This window comes from Pseudooceanicola marinus (assembly GCF_020177265.1).
Taxonomy (GTDB): Bacteria; Pseudomonadota; Alphaproteobacteria; order Rhodobacterales; family Rhodobacteraceae; genus Pseudooceanicola; species Pseudooceanicola marinus_A.
In genome coordinates this window covers 100,030-117,161 of record NZ_JAIVMC010000001.1, presented here as the reverse complement: position 1 = coordinate 117,161, position 17,132 = coordinate 100,030, and the positions used below count along the sequence as shown (strand labels likewise).

Annotated in this window: 19 protein-coding genes and 1 tRNA gene; 13 read left to right on the top strand and 7 right to left on the bottom strand. The window is 66.6% G+C overall.

All coding sequences use genetic code 11. The features are described from left to right. The 3 genes from LC066_RS00580 to LC066_RS00570 all read left to right on the top strand — a co-directional run bounded on the left by LC066_RS00580 (nt 1) and on the right by LC066_RS00570 (nt 2,593). Complete coding sequence (locus LC066_RS00580) at nt 1–198, top strand: hypothetical protein (protein ID WP_224896106.1); 198 nt, start codon at nt 1–3, stop codon at nt 196–198. Nucleotides 199–203: 5 nt separating this feature from the next. Next, entirely contained in the window at nt 204–1,268 is a 1,065-nt protein-coding gene (locus tag LC066_RS00575; protein WP_224896699.1) for a tyrosine-type recombinase/integrase, read from the top strand. Nucleotides 1,269–1,510: 242 nt separating this feature from the next. After that, a complete protein-coding gene (locus LC066_RS00570; RefSeq protein ID WP_224896105.1) occupies nt 1,511–2,593 on the top strand; it encodes an AbrB family transcriptional regulator in 1,083 nt (360 codons plus the stop codon). A gap of 133 nt (nt 2,594–2,726) precedes the next feature. Here the strand turns inward: LC066_RS00570 and LC066_RS00565 are convergent, their stop codons facing one another. Both LC066_RS00565 and LC066_RS00560 read right to left on the bottom strand, forming a co-directional pair. After that, the gene (locus tag LC066_RS00565; RefSeq protein ID WP_224896104.1) at nt 2,727–4,559 is read right to left on the bottom strand and encodes an ABC-F family ATP-binding cassette domain-containing protein; all 1,833 of its coding nucleotides are present in this window, start codon (nt 4,557–4,559) and stop codon (nt 2,727–2,729) included. Between the two features lie 191 nt (nt 4,560–4,750). Next, a complete protein-coding gene (locus LC066_RS00560) occupies nt 4,751–5,848 on the bottom strand; it encodes a tRNA-dihydrouridine synthase (RefSeq protein ID WP_224896103.1) in 1,098 nt (365 codons plus the stop codon). A gap of 324 nt (nt 5,849–6,172) precedes the next feature. On the opposite strand from LC066_RS00560, the gene LC066_RS00555 reads away from it, so the two are divergent. After that, complete coding sequence (locus LC066_RS00555; protein WP_224896102.1) at nt 6,173–6,805, top strand: trimeric intracellular cation channel family protein; 633 nt, start codon at nt 6,173–6,175, stop codon at nt 6,803–6,805. 21 nt (nt 6,806–6,826) lie between these two features. Here the strand turns inward: LC066_RS00555 and LC066_RS00550 are convergent, their stop codons facing one another. Next, complete coding sequence (locus LC066_RS00550) at nt 6,827–7,561, bottom strand: GNAT family N-acetyltransferase (RefSeq protein WP_224896101.1); 735 nt, start codon at nt 7,559–7,561, stop codon at nt 6,827–6,829. Between the two features lie 204 nt (nt 7,562–7,765). Beyond that, nucleotides 7,766–8,227 (bottom strand): outer membrane protein assembly factor BamE, encoded by a 462-nt coding sequence (locus LC066_RS00545; RefSeq protein ID WP_222479212.1) that lies wholly within the window; start codon nt 8,225–8,227, stop codon nt 7,766–7,768. A gap of 86 nt (nt 8,228–8,313) precedes the next feature. Here LC066_RS00545 and LC066_RS00540 point away from each other — a divergent pair, with 86 nt between their 5' ends. The 9 genes from LC066_RS00540 to LC066_RS00500 all read left to right on the top strand — a co-directional run bounded on the left by LC066_RS00540 (nt 8,314) and on the right by LC066_RS00500 (nt 15,264). Next, nucleotides 8,314–8,889 (top strand): YceD family protein, encoded by a 576-nt coding sequence (locus tag LC066_RS00540; RefSeq protein WP_224896100.1) that lies wholly within the window; start codon nt 8,314–8,316, stop codon nt 8,887–8,889. Between the two features lie 224 nt (nt 8,890–9,113). After that, nucleotides 9,114–9,320, top strand: a complete 207-nt coding sequence (rpmF, locus tag LC066_RS00535) for a 50S ribosomal protein L32 (protein WP_085888100.1) — start codon at nt 9,114–9,116, stop codon at nt 9,318–9,320. A 31-nt stretch (nt 9,321–9,351) separates the two neighbouring features. Continuing rightward, nucleotides 9,352–10,476 carry a phosphate acyltransferase PlsX gene (gene plsX / locus LC066_RS00530; RefSeq protein ID WP_222479215.1) on the top strand — a complete coding sequence of 375 codons (1,125 nt, stop codon included), beginning with the start codon at nt 9,352–9,354 and terminating at the stop codon, nt 10,474–10,476. After that, nucleotides 10,473–11,447, top strand: a complete 975-nt coding sequence (locus LC066_RS00525) for a beta-ketoacyl-ACP synthase III (RefSeq protein WP_224896099.1) — start codon at nt 10,473–10,475, stop codon at nt 11,445–11,447. Before plsX ends, LC066_RS00525 begins: the two co-directional genes overlap by 4 nt. A 111-nt stretch (nt 11,448–11,558) precedes the next feature. Beyond that, complete coding sequence (gene ihfA / locus LC066_RS00520) at nt 11,559–11,864, top strand: integration host factor subunit alpha (RefSeq protein ID WP_085888105.1); 306 nt, start codon at nt 11,559–11,561, stop codon at nt 11,862–11,864. Nucleotides 11,865–11,875: 11 nt separating this feature from the next. After that, nucleotides 11,876–12,691, top strand: coding sequence for a MerR family transcriptional regulator (locus LC066_RS00515; RefSeq protein WP_224896098.1), 816 nt, complete (start codon nt 11,876–11,878; stop codon nt 12,689–12,691). Between the two features lie 103 nt (nt 12,692–12,794). Continuing rightward, a tRNA-Pro gene (locus tag LC066_RS00510) sits at nt 12,795–12,871 on the top strand. A gap of 127 nt (nt 12,872–12,998) precedes the next feature. Continuing rightward, nucleotides 12,999–14,075, top strand: coding sequence for a 2'-deoxycytidine 5'-triphosphate deaminase (locus tag LC066_RS00505; RefSeq protein WP_224896097.1), 1,077 nt, complete (start codon nt 12,999–13,001; stop codon nt 14,073–14,075). A gap of 49 nt (nt 14,076–14,124) precedes the next feature. Further along, nucleotides 14,125–15,264 (top strand): MFS transporter, encoded by a 1,140-nt coding sequence (locus LC066_RS00500; protein WP_224896096.1) that lies wholly within the window; start codon nt 14,125–14,127, stop codon nt 15,262–15,264. A 10-nt stretch (nt 15,265–15,274) separates the two neighbouring features. On the opposite strand, the gene LC066_RS00495 is transcribed toward LC066_RS00500, so the two are convergent. From LC066_RS00495 to LC066_RS00485, 3 genes are all read right to left on the bottom strand, one after another. After that, a complete protein-coding gene (locus LC066_RS00495; protein ID WP_085888113.1) occupies nt 15,275–15,469 on the bottom strand; it encodes a hypothetical protein in 195 nt (64 codons plus the stop codon). A gap of 90 nt (nt 15,470–15,559) precedes the next feature. Continuing rightward, a complete protein-coding gene (scpB, locus tag LC066_RS00490; RefSeq protein WP_224896095.1) occupies nt 15,560–16,288 on the bottom strand; it encodes an SMC-Scp complex subunit ScpB in 729 nt (242 codons plus the stop codon). Beyond that, the gene (locus LC066_RS00485; protein ID WP_085888117.1) at nt 16,281–17,129 is read right to left on the bottom strand and encodes a segregation and condensation protein A; all 849 of its coding nucleotides are present in this window, start codon (nt 17,127–17,129) and stop codon (nt 16,281–16,283) included. Before LC066_RS00485 ends, scpB begins: the two co-directional genes overlap by 8 nt. Nucleotides 17,130–17,132: the final 3 nt, after the last annotated feature.

Here is a 17,132-nt window from a genome sequence, read left to right as displayed (position 1 = left end):
ATGGCGAAATCCCCCGCCCCTGCGATGCCCACGTCGCGCCAGATCAATGAGGCGCTCGAGACGGTCAGGAAGTTCCACCCCGACGCCCGTATCGCATCCGTCGGACCTGAAGGCGTGAAATTTACCTACGGCGACCAGAGGGTTGCTCAGGGCAAGGACGCCCTCGATGATAGGCGGCAGCCCCTCTCCTGGACGTGACCGCGATGAAAATCCGATACCCCGGCCTCTTGGCGGAAAAGCTACCCTCCGGCAGCATCCGCTATCGGGTGCGCGTGGAGGGGGACAAGAAGCGCCGCATTCGGCTCTCCGTGGCACCGGATCACCCGCAGTTCGTTGAGATCTACCACGCAGCGCGAGCCGGCGTGATCCTTACGCCCGAGTCCACGCCGGAGGAGAGGGCTATCCGCCATTCCATCGGCTGGATTGCAGCAAAGCACCTGGCGGCGATGGAACGCGACGTGGCCGCCGGCGCCACGTCGCCCCTCACCCTGAAAAAGCGCATCGGGGTGATGAAGGTGCTGACAGATCGCTACGGCGATTATGCCATGGCGATGCCGCAGGCGAAGCTGGTCGAGCTGCGCGACGAGTTCGTCGCCACCCCGGCCCGCGCTGACAGCATCATTGAGGGCATACGGTCGATGTACCGATGGGCTTGCGAGCGCGGCCTGTGCGACGTGAACCCTGCCATCGGCATCGGCCGGATAGACAGCGGCAAGGGCGGCGCGGTGCCGTGGTCCCCTGATGACCTCAAGAAATTCCGAAACAAGCACCCGGCAGGGACAACACCCCACCTCTGCCTCACCCTTCTCATGTTCACAGCCTGCCGGATCGGTGATGCGATATGGCTCGGCCGAGATCATGAGACCAACGTGCAGGGCGTCCAGGCTCTCCGCTGGCAGCCTTCAAAGCGCGGCTCGGCCGAGGTGACCATTCCCATGCTGCCGCCCCTCTATAGGGCCACCAGGGCCTGTTCCGTGCAAGGCCGGACCTACCTGCTTAACGCCAAGGGCGCGCCGTTCTCCAGCCCGGACTCCCTGGGCACCATGTTCCGGCGCTGGTGCGATGCGGCGGGTCTTAAGGGCCGATCGGCCCACGGCGTCCGCAAGGCCGCCGGGAACCTACTCGCCCAGGAAGGATGCTCTCAATACCAGATCATGACCATCCACGGGCATACCCAGGCCCAGACATCTGAAGTCTACACTAAGGGCGTGGATCGCTGGAATCTCGCAAGGACCGCAATGGCAACTCTTGAGCGCATGGATTGGTGAGAATTTCGTGGGACACCTTGGCTGCAACCTATTGATTTCAATAAACCGCTAGCTTAAGAGCTACGGGACACCTCTTCACTGAATTCAAAGTGAAAAAAACTCTCCACCGGAGCTCGCTACCCGCTCCATCTCTTTCGCGCGTTTTCCATTCCCGCGCCCGGTGCCGGGCGGCCCTTTCTTTGGACCGTTCCGAAGCTCTGGCCCGGCGCCCTGCGGCGCCCAGATCACCGGCCCGCTGACCCTTGCAAGATCTTCCCAGGACAATCGCCCGCGTCGTCGTTCTCTGCCTCGTCGGGCTGACCGGCGGCTACCTGGCGCACCTGGCGCATCTGCCCCTGCCCTACATGCTGGGCTCGCTCTTCCTGGTCGGGATCCTGACAGCCGTCTTCCCCCGCGCCCTGCCCCGCGACTACCGCTTCCCCGAAGGCTTCCGTTCGCTCTTCATCGCCACCATCGGGGCGACCATCGGGGCGCAGATCAGCTGGGAGGTGGTCGGCAACGTGCCGCGGCTCTGGGCCTCGATCCTGGCGCTGACGCTTTTCGTGCCGCTGACGCAGGCGGTCAACTTCGTCATCTTCCGCCGCCTCGGCGGCTATGACCGTGCCACGGCCTTCTACGCCGGGGCACCGGGCGGGCTGATCGACTCGATCATCGCGGGCGAACAGGCCGGGGCCGATGTGCGCATCCTGGCGGTGCAGCAGTTCCTGCGCATCATCGTGGTGGTGGCCGGCCTGCCGGTGGCCCTGTCGCTGTGGTACGGCCACCCCGTCGGCTCATCCGCCGGCATCAGCTTCAACGGCCACGCCGTCGGGCTGGAGCACCTGCCGGAGGTCTTCGGCGCGGCCCTGGTGGGGCTTGTCGTCTTCCGCCGCCTGCACCTGCCCGCCTCGCAGCTGATCGGCCCGATGATCTGTGCCGCTATCCTGACGCTCTCGGGGCTGGCGGTGATCGAGGCGCCGCAATGGGTCGTTTCGGGCTCTCAGGTGGTCATCGGCACCTCGCTGGGCACCCGGTTCATCGGCGTGGAATGGACCCGGCTGCTGCGCGCCACCTGGCTGTCGGCGCTGTCGGTCACGTCGATGCTGGCCATCGGCCTGAGCATGTCCTTCGCCGTGGCGCCGCTGACCGGTCTGGACTTGGACGTGCTGTTCATCTCCTTCGCGCCGGGGGGCGTGACGGAAATGGCCCTGGTGGCGCTGTCTCTGAACGCCAGCCCGGCGGTGGTGACCCTGCACCACCTCTACCGCATCATCCTGACCGTGGTGCAGCTGAGCTGGGTGACCAAGCGCGGCTGGTTCAACACGGCACCGGGCAAGGCAGGGTAGTCGCGAGAATCGGCGCAGGGGCTCAATCCGACCCCTGCCAAGTCTCCCCGGCGACCCAGCGGAGCAACTTCCAGTCGGTCAACACCCAAGATGTCGGCAACTGGACCAAACCCTGAAGAGGCGTCGGGCGCGATCAACCCGCCGCCTTTTCCTCTAGCTCCATCCATTCCTCCTCGGCGGCGGCCAGCATCTTCTGCCGCTCGGCCAGCGCCTCGGTGCCCTTCTGGAACTTCACCGGCTCCTTCTGGTACATGTCCGGCTGCGCCAGGAAGGCCTCCAGCTTGGCGATCTCCGCCTCGATCCGCTCGATCACCGACGGCAGTTCCTCCAGCCGGTGCTTCTCGGTGAAGGACAGGCCCGCCTTCTGGGCCTTGGGCGCGGGTTTGGCGGCCTCCGTCTTCGGCGCCTCGGATTTGGCAGACGCCTTGGGCGACCCCTCGCCCAGCTCTGCCAGCCGCTCCTCGCGCTGCGCGCGATAATCCGTCCAGCCACCGGCATAGACGGTCGCGCGGCCATTGCCCTCCATCGCGATCGTCGTCGAGGCCACCCGGTCGAGAAAATCGCGGTCGTGGCTGACCAGCAGCACGGTGCCGTCGTAGTCGTCCAGCAGTTCCTGCAGCAGGTCCAGCGTTTCGACATCCAGGTCGTTGGTCGGTTCGTCGAGAACCAGAATGTTCGATTCCTTCGCCATCAGCTTGGCCAGCAGCAGGCGCGCCTTTTCACCGCCCGACAGCGATTTGACCTTGGCGCGGGCCTGCGCCTCGTCGAAGAGGAACTCCTTCAGGTATCCCACCACATGCTTGGGCGTGCCGCGCACCATCACCTGGTCGGCGGCGCCCGAGACGCGCATTTCCTTGTCGCCGGTCAGGCTTTCCCACAGGGTCATTTCCGGATCCAGCGCCGCGCGGCTCTGGTCGAAGATGGCAGGCACCAGATTGGTGCCCAGCTTCACCTCGCCCTCGTCGGGGGCGACCTCTCCCATCAGCATCTTGATCAGGGTCGTCTTGCCCACCCCGTTGGGGCCGACGAAGGCCACCCGGTCACCGCGGTTCACCAGCAGGTCGAATTTCGTCACAATCCGCTTGTCGCCGAAGCCCTTGGCCAGGCCCTTGGCCTCGATCACCTTCTTGCCGCTGGCAGGTCCGGCCTCCAGCTCCATCGCGGCGGTGCCCTTGCGCCGGATCTGGTTGCCGCGCTCCTCGCGCAGGGCCTGGAGGTTGCGCACCCGGCCCTGGTTGCGCTTGCGCCGCGCGCTGATGCCCTCCACGGCCCAGCGGGCCTCGGCCTTGATCTTGCGATCGAGCTTGTGGCGGGCGATGTCCTCTTCCTCCCAGACCTTGTCGCGCCAGGCCTCGAAATCCTCGAACCCCTTCTCCTGCCGCCGGACGGCCCCGCGGTCGATCCACAGGGTGGCGCGGGTCAGCGCACGCAGGAAGGCGCGGTCGTGGGAGATCAGCACATAGGCCGCGCGGGTCTGCTTCAGCTCGTTTTCCAGCCAGGCAATGGCCTCGATGTCGAGGTGGTTGGTCGGCTCGTCCAGCAGCATCAGCTCGGGCGCCTCCGCCATCAGCTTGGCCAGTGCCGCACGGCGCCTCTCGCCGCCCGAGGCGGTGTCCACCGGGCGGTTGGGATCGAACTTCAGCCCCTCGCTCGCGATCTCGACCTTGTACTGTTCCGACACGTCCAGCCGCGACATGGCGAATTCGCCCAGGGTGGCGAAGCCGGACATGTCCGGCTCCTGCTCCATGTAGCCCACGGTGGTGCCCGGGCTGAGGACGACCTCGCCCTTGTCCGCCTCCACCAGGCCCGCCATGACCTTCATCAGGGTGGATTTGCCCGACCCGTTCCGCCCCACCAGGGCCACCCGGTCGCCGGGCTGCACGGAGAGGGAAAGATCGTCGAAAACCGGATCGCCGCCGAAGGTCAGGGAGATCGAGGTGAGTTGGAGAAGGGGTGCCTGTGCCATGGCGCGCAGCTAATCAGGCGCCGCGGCGGCGTCAAGCTGGGATGGCAGGACGAACGGCAGCGCCGCGGCCCATACGACTGCCCAGAAAGGTCGAGGGCGCCGCAACGCCCACCCGAAGGTGGGGCTGCGACGCCCTCGTCAGAGATTTGCGGTGAACAGGGCGCGCCGCAGCCCGCCCCGCAGTCCGCCGATCAGGCCGATTTCATGAAGCCGCCGTTGTAGTCCTCGCTCTTCCGGCGGATCTTGGAATGCTCGACGATGCGTTCGCGGGCGATGCCGCGGAAATCCTCGATCGAGGTGTAGCCCTTGCTTTCCATGTAGGCCGCCAGATCGTCGCACAGCTCCTTGATCAGCTGCACGCCGACGCCGCCACTGCCCTTTTCCTCCATCGCGGCGGTGCAGACCTGCAGGTTGCCGGCACCATGGGCGATGAAGTTGAAGGCCTCGCGGAAACCCTTGATGCCCCCGATGCCGGAAATCGACTGATCCGGGTAGGCGCGGGAAATGTCGGACACGCGCTGCAGTGCCTGGTGCAGGATCGCTAGCCCCCCGAGACCGCCGGAGGTGACGTAGCCGTCGACCTCCACCTCGAACTTGTGGGTTTCGGGATCCATCAGCGGCAGCGAGGGGAAGGTGTTGCACAGCGAGATCGCCGAGGCGCCGGCCGCATAGGCCGCCCCCGCGGCGTCGACCAGGGTCGAGGTCGCCGGCGTCAGCTTCACCCAGATCGGCACATCGACCTCATCGGTGACGGCCGCCAGGACGGAGCGGATGATGTCCTCGTCATTGGCGATATGGGCGCCCATGTCCTTGCGGTCCATGTGGGGGCAGGACATGTTCAGCTCGATCCCGTCGCAGCCGACATCGACCACGGCGCGGGCCAGCTTGCGCCAGTTCTGCATCTCTTCCTCGCCATCGGCACCCGCCATGATCGAGGCGATGACCATGCGGTCCGGGTAGGCCTCCTTGATCTCCTTCAGGTCCGGCAGCCACTGTTCCAGCGGCTGGTCCGAGATCAGTTCCCAGTTCCAGGAGGAATGCGACACGGTGTCGGGCCGCTTCATCCGCGAGACATAGGGTTTCTCCTCGCTGGCGCGCTGGTAGATGGTTTTCGGCCCGGCGACGTTTTCCACCGGATGCAGGCCGATCGTCTTGGTGACGACGCCCCCCCAGCCGGCCTCGAAGGCCTTCATGATCTTGCGCTTGCTTTCGGTCGGCGGGGCCGAGGCAAGGATGAAAGGATTTACGAAGTCGAGACCCGTGAAGGTGGTTTTAAGCGAGACAGTCATGGCACACCCCTGTTGTGGTTGGCCCTTGTGGTCGGGCCTGTGTATTGGCATCAGGAACTCAATTTTTTACCATTTAGTCAACAATGGCCCGGGAAACGCTGTCCTGCATGGGTAAAACAGCCCTGTGACGGGCGGCATTTGATCGAAAACTGTGCAGTTGAGCGGTCTGTCCCCGGTCTGCGCAGGCATCCTGATCCCCATCTGAAGGGGGCCGCCCCGCCCTGCGCCCAGCCCTATGCGCAGTGAAGTGTTGCCGCACGGCCTGCCCCCGTGGCACGTCTGGCGGGCCGACCGCCCCCTTTCGCCACCGCATGGACCTGCCCGATGATCGACCATCCCCTGCTCTTTGCCGCCGACGCGCTGGCCACGCTGGTCTTTGCCACCACCGGGGCGCTGGTCGCCTCGCGCAAGGAACTGGATATCTTCGGCTTCATGTGGTTCGCCGCGATCACCGGGGTCGGCGGCGGCACCCTGCGGGACCTTCTGCTGGACGTGCCCGTTTTCTGGATCGAGAACCCATTTCCACTGGCCCTGTGTCTGGGCATCGCCGTGGTGCTGCATTTCACCGCGCACCTCGTCCAGTCGCGGATGGTGCTGATCCTCTGGCTGGACTGTTTCGGGCTGGGCTTTGCCGCCATCGCCGGGACGCTGAAGGCGCTGGACCAGGGCGTCGCGGGGCTGGTCGCAGTCATCATGGGGGTCTTTTCCGGCACCGTCGGGGGCATCCTGCGCGACACGCTGGGACAGGAGCCCTCGATCATCCTGCGGCGGGAAATCTATGTGACCGCCGCCGCCCTGGGCGCCAGTGCAACGGTGCTGGTCGCCGCCGGCGGGGAAAGCCGCCTGGCCGCTGCGGTGACAGGTTTTGCCCTTGTCTTCGCGCTGCGCGGGGCGGCTTTGCTACGCAGCCTCACCCTGCCGGCCTTCCGGCCCCGCAAGGGCCGCGACTACCCCTGAACGGGCCGACGCGAATGGGACTTATCCGGCGGTGGCGCGCAGCAGACGCTTGCGCGCCGGGGGAATGGCCTTGATCTCCAGCCCGGTGAAGACGTGCAGCGTGTTCATCTTGGGATCGACCACCGCATGGTCCGACACCCAGCCCCCCATCAACAGGTAGGTGCGCAGCAGCGGCGGCATGCCCAGCATGGCGCGTTTCGCATCGGGCTTGCGCCGCAGTTTCTGGGCGAAGCGGAAGACCTTGGGCGCCTTGACCCGCGGCAGGAACCGCTTCGGCGCCAGGTGCTTTTCCTTCAGCATGGCAAAGGCATCCAGGTAGGCCTCGGCATCGGTGCCCTTGAAGGACGAACAGCCGAACAGCATCTCGACCCCGTTGCGGTCCACGTAGGCGGTCATCGCCCCCCAGGCCACGCGCAGGATGTCCGGATCGCGGTAGTCGGGGTGGATGCAGAACCGCCCCATCTCGACCATCGGCCCCTCGAAGCTCTCCAGGCTCGACAGCTCGTAGTACTGCGCGGAATAGCTGCGCCCGATCTCGCGCCCGGCGGCCAGGGGCAGCATGCGGAAACAGCAGACCAGGGTGCCGCTACGCGTGTCCTCGACCAGGATGTGGGCGCAGATCGAATCGAAGTCGTCGGCGTCGGGCCGGTCGGCATCGCCGAGGAAGGTCAGCGCGCGCAGCCGCTGCGCGGCAAGAATGTCTGCGGGGGTCTCGGCCAGGCGGGCGGCATAGCGCCCCTTCTTCAGCGACAGCATGTCAGGCTCTCCGTCGGCGGGGCGGATCAGGTTCCGCTTCGCCTAGCATGACAGATGTGACCGCATCGTGACAGCCACAAGGTCCGAGGGGGAAAGGCCCAACGACAAAACGCGCAAAAGCGAAAAATGAAAGGCCCGGCGCGTCTGTCACGCTCCGGGCCTTCGCAGGAAACTATTGTCGGGGCGCCGCGCGCGCCGATGCGCTTACTCGCCGCCCAGGACCGAGGCCGCATTGAACCGGCCCAGGTTGCCCAGAAGCTGACGGATGAACGTCTTGTCGGCGGTCGAGGAGCTGGTGACGCGGCTCTCCAGGGTCACCACCCGGCCCTCTTCCAGGCCGAAGGTCTCGATGTTGCTGACCACGTCCCGCTGGTCGAAGCTGACGGCCATGACCGTGCGCTCCACCGGCTGGGGTCGTTTCCAGGCATATTGCTCCATCCGGGTGCGGATGTAGTAGAAGTCGCCCTGCTCCAGCACGCCGGAGGTCGTCGGGGCGCCCAAGGTCTCCAGGACGGTGTCGCGTGTATCTACGCCAACGGTGATCTGCGACAGGATCTCTTCGTCCGGCATGTAGCCGTGGTTTCGATACTGTGCCGTACAGCCGGCAATCCCCAACATGGCCACTGCCATGACGATTGCGCTTGCTTTCTTGCCGATCCCCGCCATCTTGCCCCTCTTGTTTTCCAGTGCACAGGCTTCTACCTCGCCTACATAACGAGTTACACTGGTGCAAGAAAGCACGAAAGGCCCCCATGACCGAAACCTCCGCCACCGCGCTGCGGGTGTCCGCCCTGCCCAAGACCGCGCCGACCCCTTTCTCGCTGACGCCCGAGGCCGCAGAGCTGTCCGGGCTGGCTGAGATGCTGGATCTGAAGGCCCTGCGCAAGGTCGTCTTCAAGGGTGAGATCCGCCCCGCCGGCAAACGCGACTGGCTGCTGACCGGCCACCTGGGCGCCACCGTCGTCCAACCCTGCTCGGTCACCCTCGCCCCCGTGACCACGCGGATCGAGGAAGACGTCACACGTCGCTTCACCCCGCATCTGCCCGATGAGACCAACGTCGAGTCCGAAGAGGTCGAAATGCCCGAGGATGAAACGCTGGAGAAGCTGGGCAGCCACATCGACCCGGCCGCCGTCATGGCCGAGGCGCTGGCGCTGGCCCTGCCCCTTTACCCGCGCGCCGAAGGCGTCGAGATGGAGCAGCAGGAGTTCACCGAACCCGGCAAGACCGCGATGACCGATGAGGACACCAAGCCCCTCGCGGGCCTTGCTGACCTGCTGGCCGCCCGCCGCAACGAGGGCGATGACTCGGACGGGACCAAGAACTGAGGACCGGCGCGGGTGCCGCGCCAGTCCTCATTGGCCCGGCTTGCCCCTGCGCAGTCCGGCCCAGCCCCAAAGAATCGCTTGCAAGGGATCTTTTTCGCAGTATTTTCGCGCTTCCATCCGAATTTTGGGTTGAATGCGACGGGCCTGTCCGACTAAGAGCCTCGCATCCACGAGAAACCGGGCCGGGTTTCATGCTTTGGCCCCCGAATACGATAGGTTGTGACATGGCTGTCCAACAGAACAAAGTCTCCAAGTCGCGCCGCAACAACCGTCGTGCGCACGACGCTCTGACGGCTGCGAACCCCAACGAGTGCGGCAACTGCGGTGAGCTGAAACGCCCCCACCACGTCTGCCCCTCCTGCGGCCACTACGCCGAGCGCGAAGTTGTCGCGCTGGCCGACGAGATCGATCTGGACGAAGACGCGGCATAAGGCCGTGAACGCCGGGGAGCATCTGTCCTAAATGTCTGCGTCTCATCCGTCAGATCAGGACAGGAACGAGTCCCTTCCCGGCGAAGCGGCCGCGCGCCGCGTCGTTCTTTCCGTCGACGCCATGGGCGGCGACCGCGGGCCGGCAACTGTTGTTGCCGGCATTTCGCGTTCGGCGCGGAAGAACCCGGACATCGATTTCATCCTGCACGGCCCCAAGGACGAGCTGGACCGGCTGATCGCGCGCAAGCGTGGGTTGGCGGGCCGCGTCACCGTGCGCGATGCCAGCGACGTCGTGACCATGGACGACAAGCCCAGCCAGGTGGTCCGCCATGGCAAGTCGACCTCGATGTGGTCGGCGCTGGACGCCGTGCGCGACGGCGAGGCCGAGGTCTGCGTGTCCTGCGGCAACACCGGCGCGCTGATGGCGCTGTCGATGATGCGCCTGCGCAAGCTGCCGGGGGTCAACCGCCCGGCCATCGCCGTGCTCTGGCCCTCGCGCAACCCGCAGGGGTTCAACGTCATGCTGGACGTCGGCGCCGACATCCGCGCCGACGAAAAGGACCTGCTGCAATATGCGCTCATGGGGGCTTCCTATGCGCGCAACGGCATGAACCTGGCCCGCCCCCGCATCGGCCTGCTGAACGTCGGCACCGAGGAGCACAAGGGCCGGCCCGAGCTGAAGGTCGCGCATGAGCTGATCAGCGAAGCGGCTGAGCAGGCGAATTTCGAATACGTCGGCTTCGTCGAGGGCGGTGACATCCCCGGCGATCGTTGCGACGTGATCGTCACCGACGGCTTTACCGGCAACGTGGCGCTGAAGACCGGCGAAGGCACTGCCTCGCTGATCGGCGACCTGCTGAAGGAAGCCTTCAAGTATTCGCCCCTGTCGCGCTTTGCCGCTGTGCTGGCGCTGACTTCGCTGCGGCGCCTGCAGAAACGCATCGACCCGCGCCGCGTCAACGGGGGTGTCTTCCTCGGGCTGAACGGGCCGGTGGTGAAAAGCCATGGTTCGGCCGACGCCATGGGGGTTTCCGCCGCCGTCAAACTGGCCTATCAGCTGGCGGCCAGCGGTTTTCAGGAGAAGATCGCGGCACGGGTTGCATCCGCCGTTTCGCTGGCACAGGATGCCGCGGAACGAGGGACGGAGACCGAATGACTATTCGCGCAGTAGCAACCGGCGTCGGACATTATCTTCCCGAACGCATCGTGCCAAACGCCGAGTTCGAAAAGACCCTCGACACCACCGACGAATGGATTCGCACGCGCTCGGGCATCGAGCGCCGGCACTTCGCCGCCGAGGGGGAAACCACCTCGCAGATGGCGATCAAGGCCGCCGAGCAAGCCCTTCGCAACGCAGAGCTTTCCGCCGACGACATCGACTGCGTGATCGTCGCCACCTCGACCCCCGACCTGACCTTCCCCTCCGTCGCCACGATGGTCCAGGAAGGCCTCGGCATGACCCGTGGCTTCGGCTACGACGTGCAGGCGGTTTGCGCCGGTTTCATCTTCGCCCTGGCCAACGCCAACGGGATGATCCTGTCGGGTCAGGCAAAGCGGGTCCTGGTGATCGGCGCCGAGACCTTCTCGCGCATCATGGACTGGACCGACCGGTCGACCTGCGTGCTGTTCGGCGACGGCGCCGGTGCCCTGGTGCTGGAGGCGCGCACTGGCTCCGGCTCGTCGCAGGATCGTGGCATCCTGGCCTGCGACCTGAACTCCGACGGGCGCTATCGCGAGATGCTCTATGTCGACGGCGGCGTGTCCACCTCCGGCGTGGCGGGCAAGCTGCGGATGCAGGGCAACCCGCTCTTCCGTCAGGCCGTGGGCAAGCTGGCCGCGACCGCCGAGGCCTCGCTGGAAAAGGCCCAGCTGAGCGCCGAGGACGTCGACTGGATCGTGCCGCACCAGGCCAATATCCGCATCATCCAGGGCACGGCCAAGAAGATGGGCGTTCCGATGGAGCAGGTGATCGTGACCGTCCAAGATCACGGCAACACCTCCGCTGCGTCGATTCCCCTGGCTCTTTCGGTGGGCGTCGCCGAGGGCAAGATCACCCCCGGCCAGGTCTTGGTGGCCGAGGCTATCGGTGGCGGTCTGGCCTGGGGATCGGTCGTGATCCGCTGGTAACAGCCGGGCAGCCCCTGCTGCAAAGCCGCATTCTCCTTTGGTATCAGACCATTGATGTTGACTCGGAAATTGCGCGGTGCCTATGCTGACCCAACCAGAGAGGGATCGATGATGAGTGAAAAGACCCTGACCAGAATGGACCTGAGCGAAGCCGTCTTCCGCGAGGTCGGCCTGTCGCGCAATGACTCCGCGCAGCTGGTGGAGTCTGTTCTCAATCACATGTCCGACGCGCTGGTCGACGGCGAACAGGTCAAGATCTCCTCCTTCGGGACCTTCTCGGTCCGTGAGAAGGCCGCCCGGGTGGGGCGCAACCCCAAGACCGGCCAGGAAGTGCCGATCAACCCGCGCCGCGTGCTGACCTTCCGGCCCTCGCATCTGATGAAAGATCGCGTCGCCGCCGGCAACAAGGGCAGCTGAGGGGCATATAGATGCCCAAGTCCGCAGATGCCTTCCGCACCATTTCCGAGGTGGCCGAGTGGCTCGGCACGCCCGCGCATGTCCTGCGTTTCTGGGAAAGCAAGTTCACCCAGGTCCGCCCGGTGAAACGCGCCGGCGGGCGTCGGTACTACCGCCCCTCCGACATGGAATTGCTGGGCGGGATCAAGCGGTTGCTGCACGAAGAAGGCATGACCATCAAGGGCGTGCAGAAATTGCTGCGGGATCGCGGCATTGCCCATGTGGCCGCCATGTCGCCGCCGCTGGATGATCTGGCCGTGCCGCTGGAAGCGGAGGTCGTGCAGCTGAAGCCGCGCAGCGCCCCACCCGAGGCCGGACCCGATGCCATGATGCCGCCTGACGGCAGCGAGAGCGGTCCCGCCGCCGCCGCCGACGCGGTAGCCCCGCCGGCAGAGGATGCCCCCGCGGATCCGCTTCCCGGACACGCGACGATGACGACCGACGTCGCCGCCGAAGCGCCCCGGGCGCCCGACCTGACCGAGACGCCGGTTGTCGCGGCCGAGTCGGACAATCAGGACGAGGGAGATAGCGAGGATCGCAATCTCTTCTCCGACCTGGACGCGCAGGAAGCACCCGAGGTCGAGGAGACCACCGCCGCGACGGTGGCCGCAGCCGCCGAGCCCCCTGTCGCGCCTGCGCCGGTCACCGTGCCGGACGACCCCGAGGATGACGCCTTCGCGCCCGAATCCGGTGTCCTGTCGTGCCTCCTCTCCCGCCGCAGCCCCCTGCCCCCGGCCACGGCCGCGCGCGCCCTGGCCCTGGCACAAGACCTCGTCGCACTGCGCTGAGACCGGCCCGGGCAGCCCTTGAAAAGGCGCCCGAATTTTTGCGGCCAAAGGCGCGAAAAACCCCTTGCCCCCAGCCTCAGATCGGATAGAAAGCGCGAACCGTCGGGCTATAGCGCAGCCTGGTAGCGCGTCCGTCTGGGGGACGGAAGGTCGCAGGTTCGAGTCCTGCTAGCCCGACCAAATATCCCCGATACCAATCGTCGGTCACCAAAGACCCGCTGGAGAAAACCCTTTCTCCGGCGGGTCTTGGCGCTTTTCTTCGTCCCCTGCACGCCGTAGTCTGCCACTCCAGAAGGAGACATGGCCCATGACCGGCATCCTGCCCAGCCAGCACCTGAAACGCATGATCGCCGCGGGCGAGGTCACGGGCACGCCCGAGATCATCCCCGAACAGATCCAGCCCGCCAGCCTCGACCTGCGCCTGGGCAATGTGGCCTGGCGCGTGCGGGCCTCCTTCCTGTCGGGCAAGGGCCGCAGCGTGGCCGACCGGCTGGCCGAGTTCGAGATGCACAAGGTCGATCTGAGCGATGGCGCGGTGCTGGAAAAGGGCTGTGTCTACGTGGTGCCGCTGATGGAATCGCTCGCCCTGCCCGAGGGCACCGCGGCGATGGCCAACGCCAAGAGCTCCACCGGGCGGCTGGATCTGCTGACCCGGCTGATCACCGATGGCGGCACGGAATTCGACCGAATCCCCGCCGGTTACACCGGCCCCCTCTATGCGGAGATCTGCCCGCGCAGCTTCTCGGTCCTCGTTCGGCCCGGCATGCGCCTGAACCAGATCCGCTTCCGCGCCGGCCACGCGGCGCTGTCGGATGACGCCCTGCGCGCGCTGCATGCCGAAACCCCGCTGGTCAGCGGCCACGCGGTGATCGAACAGGGCCTCGGCTTCTCCGTCGACCTGTCGCCCGGCCCCGACCGCCTGGTGGGCTATCGTGCGAAACCCCATACCGGCGTCATCGACCTGGACCGGATCGGCCAGTACGATCCGCACGAGTTCTGGGAGACTGTGCGCACCGAGGATCGCCAGATCATTCTCGACCCGGGCGCCTTCTACATCCTCGTCAGCCGTGAAGCGGTGACGATTCCCCCCGACTATGCCGCCGAGATGGCCCCCTACCTCGCCATGGTGGGGGAATTCCGCGTGCATTACGCCGGCTTCTTCGATCCCGGTTTCGGCTATGCCGAGGCTGGCGGCTCGGGCTCGCGCGGGGTGCTGGAGGTGCGCTGTCACGAGGCGCCCTTCGTGCTGGAGGACGGCCAGGTCGTGGGCCGCCTGGTCTTCGAGAAGATGGCCGAACGCCCCGAGACCCTCTACGGGCAGGAGATCGCCTCGAACTACCAGGGCCAGGGTCTGAAGCTGTCGAAGCATTTCCGCAGCGGCTGAGGGCACCGCAGCGCCCCCCTCCCTCTCCCTGCTCCAAGACGAAGACCCCATGGCATTCATCACCAAACCCCTCGCCCTGATGACCGGCGCCATCGCCGTCGTGGGCGCCAATTCCATGGTGCTGGCCCCGATCAGCGCCGCCGTCGCCCGTGACCTGGGCACCGAACCGGCCGAGATCCTTCAGGCCGCGGCGGCCTACGGCGGCACCACTGCGCTGTCGGCCCTGCTGCTGGCCCCGCGCGCGGACCGCATCGGGCCGGGTCCGGCGCTGATGCAGGCATTGGTCTTGCTGCTGATCTCGCTGCTGGTCTCCACCCTGGCGCCGGGCAAATGGGTGCTGATCGGGGCACAGGCCATCGGCGGGCTGGGCGCGGGGATCGCCATTCCGGCGATCTACGGGCTGGCGCCGGAGCTGGGGCCGCCGGGCGAGGAGAAACGCTCCATGGGCCTGATGCTGTCAGGCTGGACGCTGGCCCTGGTGGCGGGCGTCGCGGGCGCGGGGTTCGTAGCCGAATGGGTCGGCTGGCGCGCGGTCTATGGGTTGCTGCTGGTCTTCATGGGGCTGCTGTACCTGGCGCTGATGCGGGCGGACCTGTCCGTGCGCCGCGTCGGGAGCGCCACCTCGCCGCTGACCGCGCTGCGGGTGCCGGGGATCTGGCGCGGGCTGGCCTCTGCCGGGCTGCTGATGACGGGCTTCTACGGCACCTTCGCCTTCATTGGGGTGCATGTGGCCGACGACCTGGCCCGTGGGACCGATGCGGCCGGCCTGGTGATCCTCTGCTACGGCAGCGGCTTCGGGATCGCGACGCTCTTTGATCGCCACTTCGACCGGCTGCCACAGATCAGCGCCGGCGCGATCAGCTTTGCCGGGCTGCTGATGGTCTACCTGGCCTTCTCGGTCTCGGCCCCGCATTATGGCCTGCTGCTGGCGCTGGCGCTGGCTTGGGGGATCATGCAGCACTTCGCGCTGAACTTCGTCGTCAGCCGCCTGGCCGGGCTGGAGGCCAGCCAGCGCGGCGCGATTCTCGGTCTGAATTCCTCGATCACCTACCTGGCCGTGCTGGGCGGTGCGCTGACCTTCCGCCTGCCCTACGAGGCCGGCGGGATCGCCTGGTGCAACCTGATCTCGGCCACATGCCTGACGCTGGCGCTGATCGAGTGCCTGGCACCGCGCCGGGTGGCGATCTGACCGCGGCCGCTCAGAACCGGCCGAGCTTGCGCACCACGCGCTGTGCCTGACGGGCCTGGCGGGCCATCTTCTTGCTCTGCTTGGCGCGCTGCTGCCCTTCGGGGCTGTCGCCGGCCATCCGGTCGATCCCGGCGTTCATGCCCTTGTTGACCGAGCGGCGCAGCACCCGGTTGAACAGCATGCGGATCAATCTGTCTGCGTTCATGTCCTGTCCCTTCCTTGGGTTCGGACACAAGGTAACAGCAAACGGCGGAGAATGCATGGCCCCCTCACACCGAGGTGAGAGCACGGGGTCTCATTCGTCCTCGTCGGGCTCGATCACCGCGTCTTCGTCGAACATGTCGGCCTGTTCCTCGTCGCTCTCGCGCTCCTCCTCGTCGCGACCCGGCGGCGGGCGGCTGTCCAGAAGGCCGGCGGCGCGCAGGTCCTTCAGACCCGGCAGGTCGCGCGGCGTTTCCAGCCCGAAGTGATCAAGGAAATGCGGCGTCACCACGAAGGTGACCGGGCGGCCCGGGGTCATCCGACGCCGACCAAAGCGGATCCACTCCAGTTCCAACAGCAGGTCGATGGTCCCGCGGGACACGCTGACGCCCCGGATCTCCTCGATCTCGGCGCGTGTGACGGGCTGGTGGTAGGCGATGATCGCCAAGGTCTCGATCGCCGCGCGCGACAGCTTGCGGGTCTCCACCGTCTCCTTCTGCAGCAGGAAGCCCAGGTCGGGCGCCGTGCGGATCGCCCAGGCCTCCGCCACGCGGACCACCCGTACCCCGCGCCCCTCATAGCGTTTCTGCAATTGCTCCACCGCCGCCGCGCCGTCGCAGCCGTGCGGCATGCGGGCGTTCAGGTCGGCCACGGTGACCGGCTCGGAGGAGGCAAAGAGGATCGCCTCGACCATGCGTTCCTGCTCGCCCAGGGGCGGCGCCTCGAAAAGGCTCTCGCGCGGGCCATCGGCCTCGGGGGTCTCGGCAGCCAGCGTAGCCTCGCTCACGTCGTCCTCGGGGGTCTCGGGATCGGGGTCAGCCATCTTTGCGGTCCTCCCGGCGGCGCAGTTGAATGGGGGCGAAGGTCTCGGACTGGCGGATCATCACCTTGCCCTCCTTCGCCAGTTCCAGCGAGGCGGCAAAGGTGGCCGCGGTGACCGAGCGGCGGCGCACCGGGTCGCTGGTCCAGCCGGGGGGCATGTAGGCCGACAGTTCGGTCCAGGTTCCGGCGAAGCCAACCATCGAGCGCATGTGATCCAGCGCCTGTTCCATGGTGAAGACGTTGTCGCGGTCCATGACGAAGGGGCGGAATTCGTCCTTGGTGCGGATGCGGGCATAGGCCTGCATCAGCTCCAGCAGGGTGGCGGAATAGGTCACCTTGCGCACCCGCTCCACGGTTTCGGGCACGCCACGCACGAAGAAATCGCGCCCCTTCTGATCGCGCGCCATCAGCCGGGCAGCCACGTCGCGCATGGCCTGAAGCCGTTCCAGCTGGAACGCCAGGTGGGCGGCCAGTTCCTCGCCGGACGGGCCCTCTTCCTCGGGGTCGGGCGGCAGCAGCAGGCGCGACTTCAGGAAAGCCAGCCAGGCCGCCATCACCAGGTAATCGGCGGCCAGCTCGATCCGCAGGGTCTTGGCCTTCTCGACGAAGGCCAGGTACTGTTCCGCCAGCGTCAGGATCGAGATCTTCATCAGATCGACCTTCTGCGTGCGGCTGAGCGTCAGCAGCAGGTCGAGCGGCCCTTCGAAGCCTTCCACGTCGACGATCAGCGCCTCCGCCGCCAGCCGTTCGGCCACGGTGATGCGCCCCTGCCCGTCCGGGCCGGAGGCATCCGTCTCCAGCCGCCGCAGCGGGGTGTCGTCTTCGAAATCGTCGGCGGCCATCGC

Coding starts and splice junctions, on each gene's coding strand:
- LC066_RS00580 (WP_224896106.1), top strand. CDS start 1: ATGGCGAAATCCCCCGCCCCTGCGATGCCCACGTCGCGCCAGATCAAT.
- LC066_RS00575 (WP_224896699.1), top strand. CDS start 204: ATGAAAATCCGATACCCCGGCCTCTTGGCGGAAAAGCTACCCTCCGGC.
- LC066_RS00565 (WP_224896104.1), bottom strand. CDS start 4,559: ATGGCACAGGCACCCCTTCTCCAACTCACCTCGATCTCCCTGACCTTC.
- LC066_RS00560 (WP_224896103.1), bottom strand. CDS start 5,848: ATGACTGTCTCGCTTAAAACCACCTTCACGGGTCTCGACTTCGTAAAT.
- LC066_RS00555 (WP_224896102.1), top strand. CDS start 6,173: ATGATCGACCATCCCCTGCTCTTTGCCGCCGACGCGCTGGCCACGCTG.
- LC066_RS00550 (WP_224896101.1), bottom strand. CDS start 7,561: ATGCTGTCGCTGAAGAAGGGGCGCTATGCCGCCCGCCTGGCCGAGACC.
- LC066_RS00545 (WP_222479212.1), bottom strand. CDS start 8,227: ATGGCGGGGATCGGCAAGAAAGCAAGCGCAATCGTCATGGCAGTGGCC.
- LC066_RS00540 (WP_224896100.1), top strand. CDS start 8,314: ATGACCGAAACCTCCGCCACCGCGCTGCGGGTGTCCGCCCTGCCCAAG.
- rpmF (WP_085888100.1), top strand. CDS start 9,114: ATGGCTGTCCAACAGAACAAAGTCTCCAAGTCGCGCCGCAACAACCGT.
- plsX (WP_222479215.1), top strand. CDS start 9,352: ATGTCTGCGTCTCATCCGTCAGATCAGGACAGGAACGAGTCCCTTCCC.
- LC066_RS00525 (WP_224896099.1), top strand. CDS start 10,473: ATGACTATTCGCGCAGTAGCAACCGGCGTCGGACATTATCTTCCCGAA.
- ihfA (WP_085888105.1), top strand. CDS start 11,559: ATGAGTGAAAAGACCCTGACCAGAATGGACCTGAGCGAAGCCGTCTTC.
- LC066_RS00515 (WP_224896098.1), top strand. CDS start 11,876: ATGCCCAAGTCCGCAGATGCCTTCCGCACCATTTCCGAGGTGGCCGAG.
- LC066_RS00505 (WP_224896097.1), top strand. CDS start 12,999: ATGACCGGCATCCTGCCCAGCCAGCACCTGAAACGCATGATCGCCGCG.
- LC066_RS00500 (WP_224896096.1), top strand. CDS start 14,125: ATGGCATTCATCACCAAACCCCTCGCCCTGATGACCGGCGCCATCGCC.
- LC066_RS00495 (WP_085888113.1), bottom strand. CDS start 15,469: ATGAACGCAGACAGATTGATCCGCATGCTGTTCAACCGGGTGCTGCGC.
- scpB (WP_224896095.1), bottom strand. CDS start 16,288: ATGGCTGACCCCGATCCCGAGACCCCCGAGGACGACGTGAGCGAGGCT.
- LC066_RS00485 (WP_085888117.1), bottom strand. CDS start 17,129: ATGGCCGCCGACGATTTCGAAGACGACACCCCGCTGCGGCGGCTGGAG.